This is a genomic window from Mesorhizobium sp. RCAM 05099 (assembly GCF_059683685.1).
Map to the genome: position 1 here is coordinate 5,936,029 of NZ_CM185035.1, position 15,287 is coordinate 5,951,315.

Annotated in this window: 17 protein-coding genes and 1 pseudogene; 6 read left to right on the top strand and 12 right to left on the bottom strand. The window is 64.0% G+C overall.

Going from position 1 to position 15,287, the window contains the following annotated elements:
- Nucleotides 1-17: 17 nt before the first annotated feature.
- From AC56QQ_RS29275 to AC56QQ_RS29300, 6 genes are all read left to right on the top strand, one after another.
- Nucleotides 18-620 carry a hypothetical protein gene (locus AC56QQ_RS29275; protein ID WP_497124308.1) on the top strand — a complete coding sequence of 201 codons (603 nt, stop codon included), beginning with the start codon at nt 18-20 and terminating at the stop codon, nt 618-620.
- Between the two features lies 1 nt (nt 621).
- On the top strand, nt 622-1,284 hold the full coding sequence (locus AC56QQ_RS29280) for an ABC transporter ATP-binding protein (protein WP_497124309.1): 663 nt from the start codon (nt 622-624) through the stop codon (nt 1,282-1,284).
- On the top strand, nt 1,277-1,957 hold the full coding sequence (locus AC56QQ_RS29285; RefSeq protein WP_497124310.1) for an ABC transporter ATP-binding protein: 681 nt from the start codon (nt 1,277-1,279) through the stop codon (nt 1,955-1,957). The genes AC56QQ_RS29280 and AC56QQ_RS29285 overlap by 8 nt, the downstream gene beginning before the upstream one ends.
- Nucleotides 1,954-4,608 (top strand): ABC transporter permease, encoded by a 2,655-nt coding sequence (locus AC56QQ_RS29290; protein WP_497124311.1) that lies wholly within the window; start codon nt 1,954-1,956, stop codon nt 4,606-4,608. Before AC56QQ_RS29285 ends, AC56QQ_RS29290 begins: the two co-directional genes overlap by 4 nt.
- A 253-nt stretch (nt 4,609-4,861) precedes the next feature.
- Nucleotides 4,862-5,116 carry a DUF1344 domain-containing protein gene (locus AC56QQ_RS29295; protein WP_497124312.1) on the top strand — a complete coding sequence of 85 codons (255 nt, stop codon included), beginning with the start codon at nt 4,862-4,864 and terminating at the stop codon, nt 5,114-5,116.
- A 575-nt stretch (nt 5,117-5,691) separates the two neighbouring features.
- Entirely contained in the window at nt 5,692-5,937 is a 246-nt protein-coding gene (locus AC56QQ_RS29300) for a hypothetical protein (RefSeq protein WP_497129277.1), read from the top strand.
- Here AC56QQ_RS29300 and AC56QQ_RS29305 read toward each other — a convergent pair.
- The 12 genes and pseudogenes from AC56QQ_RS29305 to AC56QQ_RS29360 all read right to left on the bottom strand — a co-directional run.
- Nucleotides 5,903-6,230: pseudogene (locus AC56QQ_RS29305) on the bottom strand (DUF5131 family protein); the annotation flags it as partial. The gene AC56QQ_RS29300 and the pseudogene AC56QQ_RS29305 overlap by 35 nt on opposite strands.
- A gap of 155 nt (nt 6,231-6,385) precedes the next feature.
- Entirely contained in the window at nt 6,386-6,637 is a 252-nt protein-coding gene (locus tag AC56QQ_RS29310) for a hypothetical protein (protein ID WP_497124313.1), read from the bottom strand.
- Nucleotides 6,638-6,789: 152 nt separating this feature from the next.
- Nucleotides 6,790-7,146, bottom strand: a complete 357-nt coding sequence (locus tag AC56QQ_RS29315; protein WP_497124314.1) for a DUF1515 family protein — start codon at nt 7,144-7,146, stop codon at nt 6,790-6,792.
- A complete protein-coding gene (locus AC56QQ_RS29320; RefSeq protein ID WP_497124315.1) occupies nt 7,143-7,352 on the bottom strand; it encodes a hypothetical protein in 210 nt (69 codons plus the stop codon). Before AC56QQ_RS29320 ends, AC56QQ_RS29315 begins: the two co-directional genes overlap by 4 nt.
- The gene (locus tag AC56QQ_RS29325; protein ID WP_497124316.1) at nt 7,336-7,812 is read right to left on the bottom strand and encodes a hypothetical protein; all 477 of its coding nucleotides are present in this window, start codon (nt 7,810-7,812) and stop codon (nt 7,336-7,338) included. The genes AC56QQ_RS29320 and AC56QQ_RS29325 overlap by 17 nt, the downstream gene beginning before the upstream one ends.
- Entirely contained in the window at nt 7,809-8,153 is a 345-nt protein-coding gene (locus AC56QQ_RS29330; protein WP_497124317.1) for a hypothetical protein, read from the bottom strand. Before AC56QQ_RS29330 ends, AC56QQ_RS29325 begins: the two co-directional genes overlap by 4 nt.
- Nucleotides 8,153-8,920, bottom strand: a complete 768-nt coding sequence (locus AC56QQ_RS29335; protein WP_497124318.1) for a lysozyme — start codon at nt 8,918-8,920, stop codon at nt 8,153-8,155. The genes AC56QQ_RS29330 and AC56QQ_RS29335 overlap by 1 nt, the downstream gene beginning before the upstream one ends.
- Before the next feature lie 58 nt (nt 8,921-8,978).
- Nucleotides 8,979-9,374, bottom strand: a complete 396-nt coding sequence (locus tag AC56QQ_RS29340) for a hypothetical protein (RefSeq protein WP_497124319.1) — start codon at nt 9,372-9,374, stop codon at nt 8,979-8,981.
- Nucleotides 9,375-9,386: 12 nt separating this feature from the next.
- Complete coding sequence (locus AC56QQ_RS29345) at nt 9,387-11,549, bottom strand: hypothetical protein (RefSeq protein WP_497124320.1); 2,163 nt, start codon at nt 11,547-11,549, stop codon at nt 9,387-9,389.
- A 69-nt stretch (nt 11,550-11,618) separates the two neighbouring features.
- Nucleotides 11,619-13,079, bottom strand: a complete 1,461-nt coding sequence (locus AC56QQ_RS29350) for a hypothetical protein (RefSeq protein ID WP_497124321.1) — start codon at nt 13,077-13,079, stop codon at nt 11,619-11,621.
- A 25-nt stretch (nt 13,080-13,104) separates the two neighbouring features.
- On the bottom strand, nt 13,105-13,854 hold the full coding sequence (locus tag AC56QQ_RS29355) for a DUF2612 domain-containing protein (RefSeq protein ID WP_497124322.1): 750 nt from the start codon (nt 13,852-13,854) through the stop codon (nt 13,105-13,107).
- Nucleotides 13,855-13,856: 2 nt separating this feature from the next.
- Nucleotides 13,857-15,284: a baseplate J/gp47 family protein gene (locus AC56QQ_RS29360; protein WP_497124323.1), complete on the bottom strand. Its 1,428-nt coding sequence runs from the start codon at nt 15,282-15,284 to the stop codon at nt 13,857-13,859.
- Nucleotides 15,285-15,287: the final 3 nt, after the last annotated feature.

Sequence of the window (15,287 nt, forward strand, 5' to 3'; positions counted from 1 at the left end):
GAAAGGCCGCTCAAATGATGTCCGCTCATCGAAAAATCAGCCGGATTCTGCCGATCCTTACTGTCGCGGCATGTCTCGGCGCTGCCGGCGCGCTTGTTCCAGGTTTCGGAAATCTGCCGGCGTTGGCGGCCGAGAAGGTCGTCCCCGCGGAAAAGAACCCTCCTGGCGACATTCCCGATACGCAGGTCTTCATCGATTATGCCTCGCCGCTAGGCTTCACCATGAAGGTGCCGGAGGGCTGGGCGCGGTCGGATCATGCCGACGGCGCCAGCTTCGTCGACAAGCTCGACGGCGTCGTTGTCTCCGCGGCGAAGGCGGACGCCGCGCCGACCGTCGACAGCGTCAAGGCGGACTATGTTCCGAAGCTGCAATCCACCGGTCGAGCCATTCGGGTGACGGCGGTCAAACAGGTCAAGCTGCCGGCGGGGCCGGCAATCCGCATCGTCTACACGTCCAACTCCGAACCGAATGCGGTGACCAACAAGCAGGTCCGCCTGGAGAACGAGCGCTACCTCTATTTCAAGGACGGCAAGCTCGTCACGCTCGAACTCTATGCGCCAAAGGGCGCCGACAATGTCGACCAGTGGCAGTTGATGTCCAACTCGTTGCGGTGGAAGTGAGATGCACGCGCTGGACGCGCACGAACTCTATCGGTTCTATCACATCGGCGACGACGAGACGGCGGCACTGCGCGGTGTTAGTTTTCGGCTGTCGGCCGGCGAGATCGTCGCCCTGACGGGGCCGTCCGGCAGCGGCAAATCCACCTTGCTGGCCTGCGTAACCGGGCTGGACGAGCCGGATGGTGGTCATGTCGAGGTGGCCGGCCTGCGCCTGACCCGGCGATCGGAGGCCGAGCGCACGCGCATTCGCGCCGCCAATTTCGGCATCCTCCTGCAGTCCGGCAATTTGTTTGGCCACCTGAGCGTCGAACAGAACGTCCGTTTGCAGATGCTGCTGGCGGGAAAGCAGGACGAGAAACGAATTGGCGCGCTGCTGGAAAGCGTCGGCCTGTCGCATCGCGCGCAGGCATTTCCAACCGAGCTTTCGGGCGGCGAGACGGCGCGCGCCGGCCTTGCCGTGGCGCTGGCCGCGGACCCGCCCATTCTGGTTGCCGATGAGCCGACCGCGGAGGTCGACCGCGACACCGAATCAGGGCTGATCGAGCAGTTCGAGGCCAGACGCGAAGCCGGATTGGCGACGCTGCTCGCAACCCACAGCAAAGCGCTGGCGCAAAAAGCCGACCGGATCATCCGTCTGAGAGACGGGAGGATCGACAGTGAGTAGGACCCTCGTTGTCGGCAAAGGTCTTGGCCGCGACTTTCATGATGGGAACGCCGGCCGGATCACCGTCTTGCGCGATGTCGACTGCGAGATCGCGGCGGGCGCGCGCATTGCCCTGGTCGGGCCTTCCGGCAGCGGCAAGACGACGCTGCTGCATATTATTGGCGGGCTGGACAGGCCGACGACCGGCACCGTCGAATGGCCGGGGCTCGGCCCGTTCGAGGAACTGCGGCCGCGCCAGGTCGGATTTGTGTTCCAGTCGCCCAGCCTGTTTCCCGCACTCACCGCGGCTCAGAATGTCGGCCTGCCCATGGTGCTGGCCGGTGAAAGCGCGGCCGCGGACGAAACTGCGGCAGCACTGCTGGAATCGTTCGGTCTCGGCGAGCTTGGCGACAAACTGCCGGAGGAATTGTCCGGCGGACAGTCGCAGCGCATTGTGATGGCCCGGGCGCTGGCCACAGGACCGAAGCTGGTTCTTGCCGACGAGCCGACTGGGCAACTCGACAGCATCACGGCGCAATTGTTCTTCGACGCCGTGCTGGATCGCCTGGAGGGCACGGACATAGCCCTGGTCGTGGCGACGCATGATGAAGCCGTGGCCGCCCGGATGGCGACGCGGTGGACGATGGACCACGGCCGGCTGATCGCAGGGCGACCGAGAAGCGAGGCGGCATGATGCTCATGTTGTGGATACGCGGCATTCTCGCCCGCCGTCTGTTGCGCGTTGCCGGTGCCACGGCAGGTGTCGCGCTGACCGTGGCGCTGCTGGCGGCGATGGCGCTTTTTCTTGCCAACGCCGGCACCTCGATGACGGCGCGCGCCATATCGGCCGTGCCGATCGACTGGCAGGTCCAGGTGATTTCCGGTGCCGACCCGGACCTGATCGGCAAGGCGCTGACTGAGGCCGCGCCGGTCAAGGCCGTTCACCAGGTCCGCTACGCGGATGTCGCCGCTTTCGAAGCCCAGACCGGCGGCACGACGCAGACCACCGGACCAGGCCAGGTCGTCGCCTTCGACAGCTTCTATGCGAAAGACTTTCCGGCGGAGGTCCGGCCGCTTTCCGGCAAGACCGACGGCGTTCTCATTGCCCAGCAGACGGCGGCCAACCTTCATGTCGGCCCCGGCGACATGGTGTCGATCAAGCGGATCGGGCTGCCGCCGGCAGAGGTCAAGGTCGCCGGCGTGATCGACCTTCCCGACGCGGATTCGCTGTTCCAGGCGGTGGGCCTACCGCCTCAGGCTGCTCCGCAGGCGCCGCCTGACAATGTGCTCGTGCTGCCGCAGCAGGACTGGCGGCAATTGTTCGACCCGCAGCAGAAAATACGCCCCGACACAACCAGGCTGCAATGGCATGTGCGGCTCGCCCATGAGGCGCTGCCGCCCGACCCGGTCACAGCCTATACATTCGTCACCGGTGCACAGCGCAATCTCGAGGCGCGGATCGTGGGGCAGGCTCTGGTCGCCGACAATCTCGGCTCCCGCCTCGGAGCAGTCCGCGAGGACGCACTTTACGCCTCCGTGCTGTTCCTGTTTCTCGGGCTGCCCGGCATTGCGCTGGCCGTTGCGCTCACCTTTGCGGTCACATCGTCCGGTGCGGCGCGCCGGCGGATGGAGCAGGCACTGCTGCGCGTCCGCGGCGCCACGACAAGGACAATCCTGTCCCTGTCGGCGGCGGAGGCCGCGATCGCCGCTGTCGGCGGAACCGCGCTCGGCATAGCAACAGCGCTGCTCTTCGGCCGCATCGCTCCGGGCCAGCACGCAACGGCGAGCGCGAGCGGTCCGACACTGCTTCTTGTCGCCTCGTTCGGGCTGCTCGTCGGTTTCGCCGCCTTTCTGTTTCCCGCCTGGCGCGACGCGCGCTGGGCGACTGTCAGTGCCGCGCGGCGTACCGTCAGCCGGGCGGGGACGCCGCTCTGGCAGCGCCTGTGGCTCGACATGCTTTTGCTCGCGGCAGCCGGGCTCTTCTTCTGGCAGTCGGCGAGCACCGGATACCAGATCGTGCTGGCGCCCGAAGGCGTCGCCGCAACCTCGGTGGACTACAAGGCGTTCATAGCGCCGGCGCTGTTCTGGCTGGGCATGGCGCTGCTGACGGTGCGGCTGTCGGGCACCATCATCGCGCGCAACGGCAGGGGTCTTCGGGCGATCATCGCGCCAGTCGCCGGACCCCTCGCGGCTGTCGTATCGGCGGCGCTGTCGCGGCAATCGGGGCGCCTGACCGTCGGCATCGCCATGACCGCGCTGGCAATCTCCTTCGCCACGTCGACCGCGATCTTCAACACCACCTACAACGCACAGGCGCGCATCGATGCGGAATTGACCAACGGTTCCGACGTCACCGTCTTCGGCACATCGGACAGGCCGGCCGGGACACATCTGGCAGCGCTGGCCACACTGCCCGAGGCGGCCGCGGCGGAGCCCATGCAGCATCGCTTCGCCTATGTCGGCGCCGACCTGCAGGATCTCTATGGCATCGACCCCAGGCGTATCGAACGCGCAACGAGCCTTTCCGATGCCTATTTCAGCGGCGCCGGCGCGGCCAGCATGCTCGACCAGCTCACCCTGACGCCCGACGGTGTTCTGGTGTCGGAAGAGACCGTGCAGGACTTCCAGCTCCAGCAAGGCGATACGATCAATCTTCGGCTCATGGACGCAAGAGATCACCAGTACCATCCCATCGCCTTCAAGTTCATCGGCGTTGCGCGTGAGTTTCCGACCGCGCCGAAGGACTCCTTTCTCGTCGCCAACGCTACCTACGTGGCCCGCATGACCGGGTCGGATGCATCCGAGTACGTCCTGATGCGGGCAAAGGCCGATCCGTCAACGCTCGCGCGACAAGTCGCTTCGGTGCTCTCCTTCGATCCGTCGCTGAAGGTTGCCGACATCGGCCAGGCCGCCCATCTCATCGGCTCGAGCCTGACGGCGGTCGACCTCGGTGGGCTGACGACGATCGAACTGGGGTTTTCCGTCGTCATGGCGGCTGCCGCCGCCGGCCTGATGCTGGCATTGGGGTTCATCGAGCGCCGCCGGAACTTCGCCATACTGAGCGCCATCGGCGCCAAGCCCCGGCAATTGGCGGCCTTTCTGTGGAGCGAAGGCCTCCTCATCCTCGTCGGTGGTTTCGCATTCGGTCTGCTGTCGGGCTTGCTGACGGCGTGGATGCTGGTGAAGCTGTTGACCGGCGTGTTCGACCCGCCGCCCGAGGCGCTGTCGATCCCCTGGGCCTATCTGGGGGTCGTGCTCGGCCTTGTCGCCGCTTCGGTCGTCGCCGCGGTCCTGTCGGCCAGGCCTTCGTCCGGACAGGACGCAGAGCACTTGCGGGATCTCTAAGGGATGTCGCCCAAAAGTGCGCAGCGGTTTTGGGATAACGACATGCATAAAACCAAGATCAATCCGCACCGGACTTACCTATTTGTAAAGTAGCGGCCATCATGTCGCAAACTCTGCCGCCTAGGCTCGATCCCATCTTCTCTCGAATGAGAGAAATGATCCGGCAAGCCTACCGCTCCGGATCGTCACCGTTGCCGCTCCGGGCCCAACGGCCCCTTTCGGCATCGCAACAAAACCAAACGGGAAAACGAACATGAAAAAATCAGTCATCGCAACCGCAATGATACTGGCCCTCGCATCCTCGACCGGTGCCTTCGCGAAGGCAGCCACCGGCACGATCGCAAGCGTGGACAAGGGTGGCGATTCGATCACGCTGTCCGACGGCAAGACGTTCATCTTGCCGGAAGGGATCGAGGCCGAGACGCTCAAGGTCGGTGAAAAGGTCGTCGTCACCTACTCGACCAAGGCCGGCAAGCTGGCGGCTTCGAGCATCCAGCCGGCCAAGTAGGGCTGGACGTAGAGGGCTCGTCGGCAGGCAATGTATCTCATACCTGCCGGCGAGCGCTGCTCACCATACCGGTGGCGCCCTGCCTACAGGCTTGTACAGGATTCCGGTGATCAAACGGTCGATCCGGGTGTTTTCCCGATAGACCACGCGCACGGCAGCTTTCGCCTAAGTGCTTAAAATAGTGGCGCGCTCGAAGAGATTCGAACTCCCGACGCCCAGGTTCGTAGTTAGAGAGGCTCGCTTCGCTCAGCCGTAGCAGCGAAGTCGGAACTGGCAGTTCAGTGAGTGGGGGAAAGGCGGTAGCGACTCGAACCCCCGGCAGGCGATCGATCGCGACGTCTGGGTAGATCTCGCTACGACGAACTGCCGAGGGCATTCAGGTCCAGCGCGAGTGCGATAATCAAGCGTGCCCAAAAGTATGTCCTGGTGCCCCAATCTCCTTCATAAGCACACGCGATTCGGCCGGAGGCGCAAGGCAGAAAGTCCGAAAAGCTTCCAAGAACCCCAGGGAACTGGATGCTCGCAGCGGAGACGCAACAGCGCTTTATTGGCTCAACCCCGTCGGAGACGCGCAATTGATCGCAGAACACCAACCTGGCAACAGACGGCTGGGGGTGGATACGGCGGCGATCCTCGTGGTCGAACTGGCGACTGGTAGCGGCACACGGCCAGGCAAAAGACTGATCGGCGGGTCTATCGCAGGAACGAAAATGGAAGAGAAGCAGAACTTTCGTGTGCATTTTTTGCACACGTCCTCCAATAACTATTTGATTTTACTCATATATCTGTCCCATCCATCACCGTCCAGACTTGGCGGATGATATCCGGCGGCACATCAACATGGAACAGGTCTGACATTGAGTTCACGAACACCCGGCGGGGCTTTGACCAGGTTGCGGGTATTGCGAGCAACTTCGGGTCGGTTACCACCTTGCCAGTCCACTTCGCACGCCCCCACTCTTGCGAGTTAGACCATGGTATTTCTCCATCCCCATAGCTTCCAGCCGCGCGGCCATTCTCATGGCATAGCAATTTGTGCAGCCTGCGGTAGGATTGTGCACCCGGCGACCGGGTTCCAAGTGACGTCCGTCCATTCAATCGTGGTTTCGGCCATGAAGTAGACTCCTGCGCGGCATAATTGCGCACAATAGCCGATAAAAGCATTCAGGAGAATCCCGTCATCTGAGGCCTATGGCCGCGAAGAAACAAAAAAGATCCCCACCGGCCGAAGCCGATGGGGAGACTGGAAATGATGGGTAGATGAGACTGCTAGGCGGCGGGCGGTGTCGCAGCGGCGGCCGGTGTGGCAGCGGCAAGCTGGGCGGTGGCCGCCTGGATCGCCGTGGTGTTGCTGGTCAGCGCGGCGGTGGCTGCATCGACCGCTTCCTGGACGACGGTATCGTAAGTGCCGCCGGTGCCGATGCCGGCCGCAATGGCAGCGTCGATTGCAGCGGTGCTTTCGGCGACAGCCGCAGTGTTGGCCGTCAGTGTGTCCTGTAGGCCGGTGAGTGTGACGGTCATGATTTCGGTCCTTTCAACGAGCGAAAGCAAGAGCGCGTGAGAGCGCTCAAGCAACTGTTTCAGTTCTTGTCTGGAGCACATTTGGGGATCGCTCCGGTGATCGGGGGTTTACTCAGGGGGAACGCTTGCTGGCACAAAAACCGGGGTGAAGATCAGGCGGTGCGCAGCACCTTCATGATCGCTTCCCACCAGTAGACGATGAAGCCGACTGCCGCCCCGCCAAGCGCGGTGCCGGCTATGCCTGCCACAAACAGCGCGCCGACGCCGCGCTGCTTCCACTCCTTCACCTCGTCGGTGATCAGCTTGCTGTCGCCGACATCAGCCTTCATCGTCTCGACGGTCGTTTTCACGTCGCCGAAGTCCTGCACCAGGTCGTCAACCCGCTTGTGGATCACGGCTCGATGGTCATCAGCTCGCTTGGCGCTGTCGGTGAAGTCACGGCGCAACGCTGCTACTTCAGAGCGAAGGCTACCTATTGCCTCCGATATCTCGTCGAGCTTTGAAGTCATTTCACCAGCGCCTCGATGATGAGGGCTTTGGCGTGGTCGAGGCGCTTGCAGTCGCCCAGCCTTAGGCGGTCCTCGGCATGCAACCGCGCCTCTTCGTCGCTCGGCACGAACCGGTGTGGAATATCGACGACACTATCGCACTCCTGCAGAACGCTGGGATCGACATGCGGTTTCGGCGCCGGCGCAAGACTAGCGGCCGATTGCATCGAGCCGCACTGACACCCCTGCAGAGATGCCATCAGGCTTGCAACCAGAAGGGTTTGTCGGATCAGGCGGCGCATTGTCTTCGTCCTTCTGTGCACGCACCAGCTCGGCAATGCGGCCGGCGTCGCTATGCTGTTTGTCGATGTAGGCTTGGGCCGCGGCATCGATGTCCTGCTGCCGGGTTTTCATGTCGGCCGCCTGGGCGATGGCGGCGAGCTTGATCTTTTCCTGCCACAGCGCGGCATCGGCCTTCTGGCCGGCGGCGTACTCTCGATCGACGCGGCCGTCGGCGACACTGGCCAGCACCGGGCCGACATAGGGAATGTCGCGGAGCGGCCCGAGCGGAACACCCTCGTAGAAGAAGATGATCACGCCGGCGACGACGATCGGCAGGCCGAACCGCGAGGTCGCGAAGGCAAGGAACGGGCCGATATAGGGGATGGCGTAGAGCGCGGCGATCATTGGCCACCAAGCCCTTCGAGCAGCTTTACCCACTCGTCGGCAGTCAGCCGCACCGCAGCCGTCTTGCCCTCGAACGTTTGAGAGCATGGTGCCGGACTGTCGACCATCGGCCCCTTTTGGGTTGCCAGATTGCAGTAGTTGTTGCAGGCATGGTCGCCGAGGGTGCAGCGGCCCGGTTTGCCCTTGTCGGCGACGAAGCCGCAGATATAGGCCCCGTCAGCGTGGATCTCGGGACTGCCCCTGACGTAGATGACGACAGAGCCGTCGTCGTTCCGGCTGACGTTCACGAAACCAGGATAAATCGGCTCCAGGGTCGTGTAGGCTGCTATGAGCTTAGGCATCAGTGCGCCCCCTCGAGGCAAAGCGCCTTCTCTCGCTGGCGCCGCTCGAACAAACCGCGCAGCACCCTATGGCCAGCATGGTCGAACCAGGTGATCGCCTGACAGCCGCCGGCGATATCACCGGCGTTGAGACGGCGCGTTGCCGCGCTCTTGCCTGCCCCGGCCGGGCCGACGTTGAAGGCGAGCGACGTGTAAGCCGCATCACGCGTCGCCGGCAGGCGAACGGCGATCGTCACCGGCGTGAAATAGCGGTGGAGCCCGGTGCGATGCTCGGCCACCTCTACCCTGAGAAGATCGATGCACTGCTGGTCGGTCAGCACCATGTTGGCATGGACGCCGCGCGTCGAGCCGTAGCAGATCGTCCAGATCCCGACCGCGTCACGATAGGCGACGTTGCGCTTGCCCTCTTCCTTGGCGATGAAGGGCACAGCGATCTCAAGCGTCTGCGCCTCGTTCGCCGGGGTTCCGGCCAAGGGCGATGCGCTGGATGGCCAAGCGAGCAGAAGCGCCAGCGCAAAGACGAGGGCCGCCACGGCTGCAATGCGCAGCCATTCCTTCCAAGGCGAAAGCCCCTGCTGGAAAACGCGGCCGATGATGCCGGCGAGCAGAAGGCCAACGCCGAGCCACCACGCGACATTTGGGTCATAGTCCTGGTCGGTCAGGTGATACCAGACCTCGGGCAGGATGAGCACGGCGAGGCCGAACACCTGCATCCAGAAGCTGAGAGACAACAGCACCACGCGGCGCACGTCAGGGACGAGACGCATAACAGTTCCTTTCCGCCCGCGAGGGCAGGTTTTCAGGGATTGGTAGGCAGGCTCACGGTCAAAGGAGCGCGGCGGCCGTGAAGAATGCGTCGACCTGAGCGGACGTGCAGCCAAGGGCTGCAAAACCGGTTTCCATCATCGGCTCGCTGCGCAGGAAGCTTCCGCTGTATTCGAAGGCGTCTTGCACCTCGACAGGCTGCTGCCCGATCCAGGCCGTGACCTGGTCGCGCAGACCGGCAACACTCAGCTGCAGGTGGAATTGCCGGGCCGACACGCTATCGGGGACGACAGGTGCCGGCGGCGGGGGAGCCGAGAACACGCCGTTGACATACTGGCCGCCGATGTAAGCCGGGGCCTGATAAGGCACCAGCGTAAAGCCTTCCAACTCAAAGCCTGCATCGGCCTCGATGATGTTGACGATGTTGTTGTTTGCGTCGATGACGACCATCTGCATGGGTACGATCCTTTATTTGAACTCGAATATGACAACGACGCCGGGAGCACCGGAACCGCCGACGCCAGCGCTATATGCGCCACCGCCGCCGCCGGCGCCGTACGCCTGTGCAGAAGCGCCGGCAGTGTGGCTACCAGCAGTCTGTCCGCCCGCGCCGCCACCACCCCAGAAACTTTCGCCGCCATCGCCGGCCCTGGAATTGGAAGTCGCGTTGCTGCCAGAGCCGCCATCACCACCAGCCACCCCTAAGGTGCCGGTGCCGGTGGCTGCGCCGCCGCGACCGCCGAGATTCTGACTGGCTGCGGCAGTGCCGCCGTTAGCCGTGACAGTGCCGAGCGCGGACGATCCGCCTGCGGCGCCGGCACCCCCGCCCGAGCCAATGGTGACAGTTGTGGGAGACGGGGAAGCCACGAAGGCGATTGTCGTGCCGCCAGCGCCGCCGCCGCTTTCACTGCCGCTGCCGGTGCCGGTTGTTCCGCCGGCGCCGCCACCCGTCACGAAGGCGAAGGCCCGCGTAGCACCGGCCGTGGGGGTGTATGTGCCCGAACTTGTCAGCGCCTGGACGTTGACCAGAACGCCGCTTGCCGCCGCCGCCGCAGCCCATGCGATATTCGCCGCTGGGCCGCCAGAGGTCAGGACCGTTCCCAGTGCTCCAGGAGGGAGCGCGAGCCAGCCGGCAGCCCCACGATACAAGATCGTTCCCTGCGTCGAGCCGAAGCCATCCAGGAATGCCGATGGCGTCGTTGGGACCATCGCAGCCGCGCCCGCGCCGACGAGAATATCGCCCGCCGGGACCGAGACAACACCAGTGCCGCCATTGCCAACGCCCAAGGTTCCCGTGACGCTGGCCGACAGCGAAATATTCGAGATGGTGTTGTTTAGCCCGCTGATGACCTTGTTCTGCAGGGTCTGGGCCGTGGTCTTGTCGACCGTGATCGTAGTATCGATCGAGAACTGCGTGCCCGAGAGCAGCAGACCATTGCCGGCGGTATAGGTGCCAGGACCGGCCACCTGAGCGAAGGTTATCGGGTTGGTCCCGATAACCGGGGCTTCCGTGCCGTTCTGTTCCCAGCTCGTGCCCGCCAGCGTCGAGCCGGCGCTCACAAAGGTGGTGTCGCCCAAATCGATGTCGGCCGCGAGATTGTAATAGATCACGCGCGTCAGGACGAAAGGCGCGCCCGCGCTGCCGGTCGCCGTGACCGAGTAGATACCATTCTGGAAGGTCGAAGCCTGGTTCTTGACCAGGATCACATCGTTGACGTTGGGGGCAACGCCGTCGACCGTCAAAGCGCCGTTGGCAGTGGCCGTGAGCGTGGCCCCGACGCCAGACGCTCCATTCGCATAGGTGACGGTGGGAAGCGCAGCGGTCGTGGCGTATTTCGACGCCGGCAGTGTCGTGGTGGCGTAGATCGCCGCCTGCACATAGGCGGTCGTTGCCAGATGGGTTGAGTTGTCTCCCGGCGTCTGCGTGACGCCAGTCGATGCGGCAGCGAGGGAAATGGTCGGATTGATCGCAAAGACCAGCGACCCCGAGCCAGTCTCGTCGGTAACGGTCGCGGCAAGAGAGGCACTCGTCCCCGTCGCCAGGAACGCCGCCATGTTGGCGACCATGCCGGAGATGTCGCCGATCGCCGGCTGCGCGAACGTCGGGTAGCCGCTCGAGTTGATGCCCGTGCCGAAATTGTGGGCAGGCGCGGCGGCCGAAAACACGCCGCCCAAGGCCACGGTCTGAGGCGTGGGAAGATCAGCTCCGACCAACGCCCGAAACGCGGGCGCGCCGGCTCCCGCACCTGGCGTGGCGAGCACGATGTTGGCCGCTTGCGATTGCAGCGAGATCCCGCTGTCCTCGACGCCCGTGCCGTTCGTGTTGGAGAACACGGCGATGTTGCCCACCACGGCGCTTGACGGCCCAACGACATTGCCGTTGGTGATTGGCCCGATGGTTTGCCCGCCGATCTGGAAAAACAGACCGTAGATCGTCGACCAGAACATACCATCGACGGGCGATGCCGGAGGCTGTCCAGGAGGGATGCTAAAGCCGGCACCATTGGACGTCGAGGCAACGGTGTTAAGCGGGCCTTGCATCGTGTCGCCGCCCCGGTTGACGGGAGTGTAGCCGAGCGCGTTCTGCTTCTGGTTGAAAAGCAGGTTCCACTGGCCAGGCGTCAGCACCACGCCATAGCTAAACGTCACCATGAGACCTATCCGATTATGTGAGGTGCAGTTGCAGGCGGCTCAGGTGCGTCAATCAAACTCGAAGATGACGACGACACCGGTACCGCCGGCACCGCCGGCACCGCCCCCGTCGCCACCGCCGCCGCCGCCGCCAAGAGAGCCGGGACCGCCGTTTACTTGGACGCCGGTCGAAGGCGTTGCGCCGCCGAAGCCGCCGCCGCTCCAGAACGAGCCACCTCCGCAACCACCGTCGTGGCCCGAACCAGGCGAGCCGCCATTCCCCGGGATCAAAAGGGTGCCAGCGGTTCCGGTCCCCACGGACTGGCCGCCTGCTCCGTATGAGTTGGTGCCGGCGGAAGAACCGCCAGCGCCGCCGGTGGCAACGGCAAGAGAGCCGAAAGAAGTTGTACCTCCGGAACCGCCGATGAGATCGCTGCCACTTGATGGATTGGGGACGCCACCAGCGGCGATAGTGACGACCTGCGAGGACACCGGCCCGAAATAGACCGCCGTTCCGCCCGCGCTTCCGCCGCCGCCAGTGAAGCCGCCCGTGGTGGCGTTGCCGCCACCTGCGCCGCCGCCGCCCGTGGCAAAGACGAGCATGCTCTTGGCACCGGCCGTCGGCACGTAGGTTCCACTGGCCGCGATGACGCGCATGGCCTTCATCGCACCAGGGAGCACTGCGGCGAGCGCCGCGAGCGTGACCTCGCGATCCGCAGCGTCCGACAACACGTGCAGCGGAAAGCTGTCCCCCAGGGAAAGCGCGCCAGTGGGTGACGGCAAAGTCGTGATGGCGAGCGAAAGAACCTGCTGGTCGGTCGCCGAAAGACCGGCATTGGCGGCCACGGTCACGGCCGGGTTGAGCAGCCGGAACGACGTCGTCGCGCCGCTAAATTCGAGGATGCCCGTGGCACTCGCCGGCCATTGCTTGGCCGTCAGCGCCGTGCCGTCCATGTTGACGATGGGATGCGAGCCGAGCGACTCGATGTTTCCCGTCATCGCGCCGTTGTTGTCGAAGGCGGCCTTCTGGATGAGGAAGACCTGACCGTCGACATAGGCGCTCGGCGCCGGCGCGACAGCGGCGGTGACGACGTTCGCCGAACCGGTATCAACACCCACCATGATCGGTGAAGACGCTTCTCCGATATTGACCCAGTTGGCGCCGCTGGCATTCGGATTGGACGTGTTATTGTCGGCGGTGCTAAGCCAAACGACGCCCGGCGTCGTGCCGACCAAGACCGCACCGAAGGGGTAGCCGCCGATCGCTGACGAGAAACTCGCATCGTAGGGGACGAGACCGCCCGCGTTCTGCCACTGCAACCACTGCGTGATCTGCTTCAGAATGCCGTTCATGTCCTGGCCGAACGGCGGCACGCCGCCCGATCCTACCGGCAGGAAGTTGAGCGGCGGAAAGCCATCGGTCAGGGACGCCGCACCATTCACGATCCCGATCTGCGACCCGAGCGGAATGTTGCGAATGTAGCTCGGGCTCGCCGAGGCTCCCCAAACTGCGGGGAACTTCGACGGCAAGTTTGAAATCTGCATGGCGAGATCCTTAGATGATGACGACCGACGCGCTGACGCCTGTCGGCTTCGGCAAGACGCCGGAATTCTGAACGATCGCGAGTTCGACGGGGGTGAGCTGGAAGGCGAAGGTGTACGTCATCGTCATCGTTACGATGCTCGAGCCCGCGTAGAACGATGCCTGGTTGAAACCGACGCAGTTCAGCGATTCCTGAAAGCCGAACCATGTCCCGTCGTTGCCGCCTTCGGTGACGTAGGCGTTGCCCCTATTCGGAAAGAGGCTGAGCAGGATCTGGTTGATCGCCGGGATCGAACCGTTAGTGATGTTGGCCGCCGCCTTGGCGAATATCAGCCGGCGAAACGCTTCATCCGAAAGCGCGAAATTCGCCGTCAGTGGAGCGCCGGAATAGAATGCGCCCTGGCCGAGTGGATCGGCTCCCGGGATCGCCTCATCGAAGCCGAACCAGTCTCCGGCCGTGATCTGCAGGACACGATTGACGCCGACGATGCGCCCCCACACGTCGAGCCCATAGCCCTGCGCCGTATCGACGTTCCAGATGTAGTCGAAGAACGCGTCGAAGTTGGCGGTCTGGTCGAGATACGAGAAAATGTTCCCGATCAGCTGCGTCAGCGTAGGCGCGTTCGCATACTGGCTGATGACGGTGCGCCAGACATCGAAAGACGGGTAGTCGCCGATCGGGCTGATGCCGATGGCGAACTGCCCAAAGCCGTTCGGTATCCCGGCCGGTGGCCTGGGATAGGGAGGTCCTGTGTCGGCCATGATCAGCTCAGGGTGACGATGATGTCGTTGGGCGAGATCGTCGGCACCTGGTCGATATCGACGCTGATGTCGAAGCGATTGGGGATAGCCGCCGTCATGCTCTCGATCGACACGCTCATGTTGTTGGAGACGGTATATGTGCCGGTACCGCTGCCCAGCGCCGTGATCGTGGCGCCGACGGTCAATGCGCCGGTTGCGTCGGAAATGACCTGGCCAACGGCCAGCGCTCCCGATGCAACGGCGGATACCGTCAGTGTCGTTCCAACGATTGTCCCGGTGAAGACGGCCGACGGAGTGTTGTTCGAGCCCACCTCGATCGAGATGATCTGCGCCCACGACCCAAGGGCGGCCACAGGCGCGTAGAACCGGCTGGCGAACAGTGTGGTGCCGATCTTGGCGCGCGGGCCTCCATCACCTCCAGCAAAGGCGCTGACGATGGCATTCTGGATTTGCGTCGCGGCGTCGGCCGGCACCAGGTGCGTGTTCACGATGTTGACCGCGAACAGGATCGCCAGCGGATTGGGGATTTCGAAGGAGACCCGATAGGCAGGGTACGGCGGAACATAGCCGGGGCTCTGGTCGTAGACCGTGACCGTCGTGTTGCCGTTATAGGTGCAGCCTGGGGCTTTTCGCGACCAGATCGCTTGCGCGATATCGTCGGCATCGCCGCCGACCACGGCGACATAAAGCGAGTTCGGATAGAGCGAGACGCCGCCAATGGTCTGGACGTCATTGCTGGCGTTCTCGGTCACGAACGCATCGATCACGTTCGACACCGCCAGGACCGCGCCAAGCACCGAAGGAAGCGAGCCCTGCGAGTTCAGCGCGACCGAGGCAGCGCGGCGCGCTTCAAAGGGCGCCCGGCTCTCGACGTTGTTGCCCAGCACGCCGTCATCCGGGTTGGTGATCGAGTCCCATCCGGGGATGGCCCGGTAAATCTGGTCGAGGCTTCCGGCCGGGCACGGGATCGGGCCGACCACCAGGCATTCAAACGGCAAGGTGACAGTGCCGTCAAAGCCGATGACGCCGTCTTCCGTGCACAGATACTGGTTGCCATCCTCGGCCAGCGCCAGCGATCCGGACGGAATGGCGACGCCTGGCAAGCCATTGCAAAGGGCCTGCACGACGGTCGGCTGAGCCGGATTGCGCTCGATGAAGTAGATGCGCGCGATCGCATCCTGCATGCGGCCGGTCGCGTAAGCCGGATCGACCTGGTTGGTGAAGAACAGGAAGGTCGAATTGACCTCGTCGATCACCGCCGCTTCGCTGCTGGCCAGCTGCCCTTGCGGCGTGTTCAAGGCCGGGTTGAGGACGCCCCCGAACGCTTCGTTGATATCTTCCGTGACGCCGGCGAGCACTTCCGCGGCCGAGGGGATCAGGAAGCCCGTGTCGGTCCACTGCGGCGCAGGGACATTGGTGGTATCGACCATTTT

Excerpts from the sequence above, each read along its gene's own strand:
- AC56QQ_RS29275 (WP_497124308.1), top strand. The coding sequence starts at position 18 with ATGTCCGCTCATCGAAAAATCAGCCGGATTCTGCCGATCCTTACTGTC.
- AC56QQ_RS29280 (WP_497124309.1), top strand. The coding sequence starts at position 622 with ATGCACGCGCTGGACGCGCACGAACTCTATCGGTTCTATCACATCGGC.
- AC56QQ_RS29290 (WP_497124311.1), top strand. The coding sequence starts at position 1,954 with ATGATGCTCATGTTGTGGATACGCGGCATTCTCGCCCGCCGTCTGTTG.
- AC56QQ_RS29295 (WP_497124312.1), top strand. The coding sequence starts at position 4,862 with ATGAAAAAATCAGTCATCGCAACCGCAATGATACTGGCCCTCGCATCC.
- AC56QQ_RS29310 (WP_497124313.1), bottom strand. The coding sequence starts at position 6,637 with ATGACCGTCACACTCACCGGCCTACAGGACACACTGACGGCCAACACT.
- AC56QQ_RS29315 (WP_497124314.1), bottom strand. The coding sequence starts at position 7,146 with ATGACTTCAAAGCTCGACGAGATATCGGAGGCAATAGGTAGCCTTCGC.
- AC56QQ_RS29320 (WP_497124315.1), bottom strand. The coding sequence starts at position 7,352 with ATGCAATCGGCCGCTAGTCTTGCGCCGGCGCCGAAACCGCATGTCGAT.
- AC56QQ_RS29325 (WP_497124316.1), bottom strand. The coding sequence starts at position 7,812 with ATGATCGCCGCGCTCTACGCCATCCCCTATATCGGCCCGTTCCTTGCC.
- AC56QQ_RS29330 (WP_497124317.1), bottom strand. The coding sequence starts at position 8,153 with ATGCCTAAGCTCATAGCAGCCTACACGACCCTGGAGCCGATTTATCCT.
- AC56QQ_RS29335 (WP_497124318.1), bottom strand. The coding sequence starts at position 8,920 with ATGCGTCTCGTCCCTGACGTGCGCCGCGTGGTGCTGTTGTCTCTCAGC.
- AC56QQ_RS29340 (WP_497124319.1), bottom strand. The coding sequence starts at position 9,374 with ATGCAGATGGTCGTCATCGACGCAAACAACAACATCGTCAACATCATC.
- AC56QQ_RS29355 (WP_497124322.1), bottom strand. The coding sequence starts at position 13,854 with ATGGCCGACACAGGACCTCCCTATCCCAGGCCACCGGCCGGGATACCG.
- AC56QQ_RS29360 (WP_497124323.1), bottom strand. The coding sequence starts at position 15,284 with ATGGTCGATACCACCAATGTCCCTGCGCCGCAGTGGACCGACACGGGC.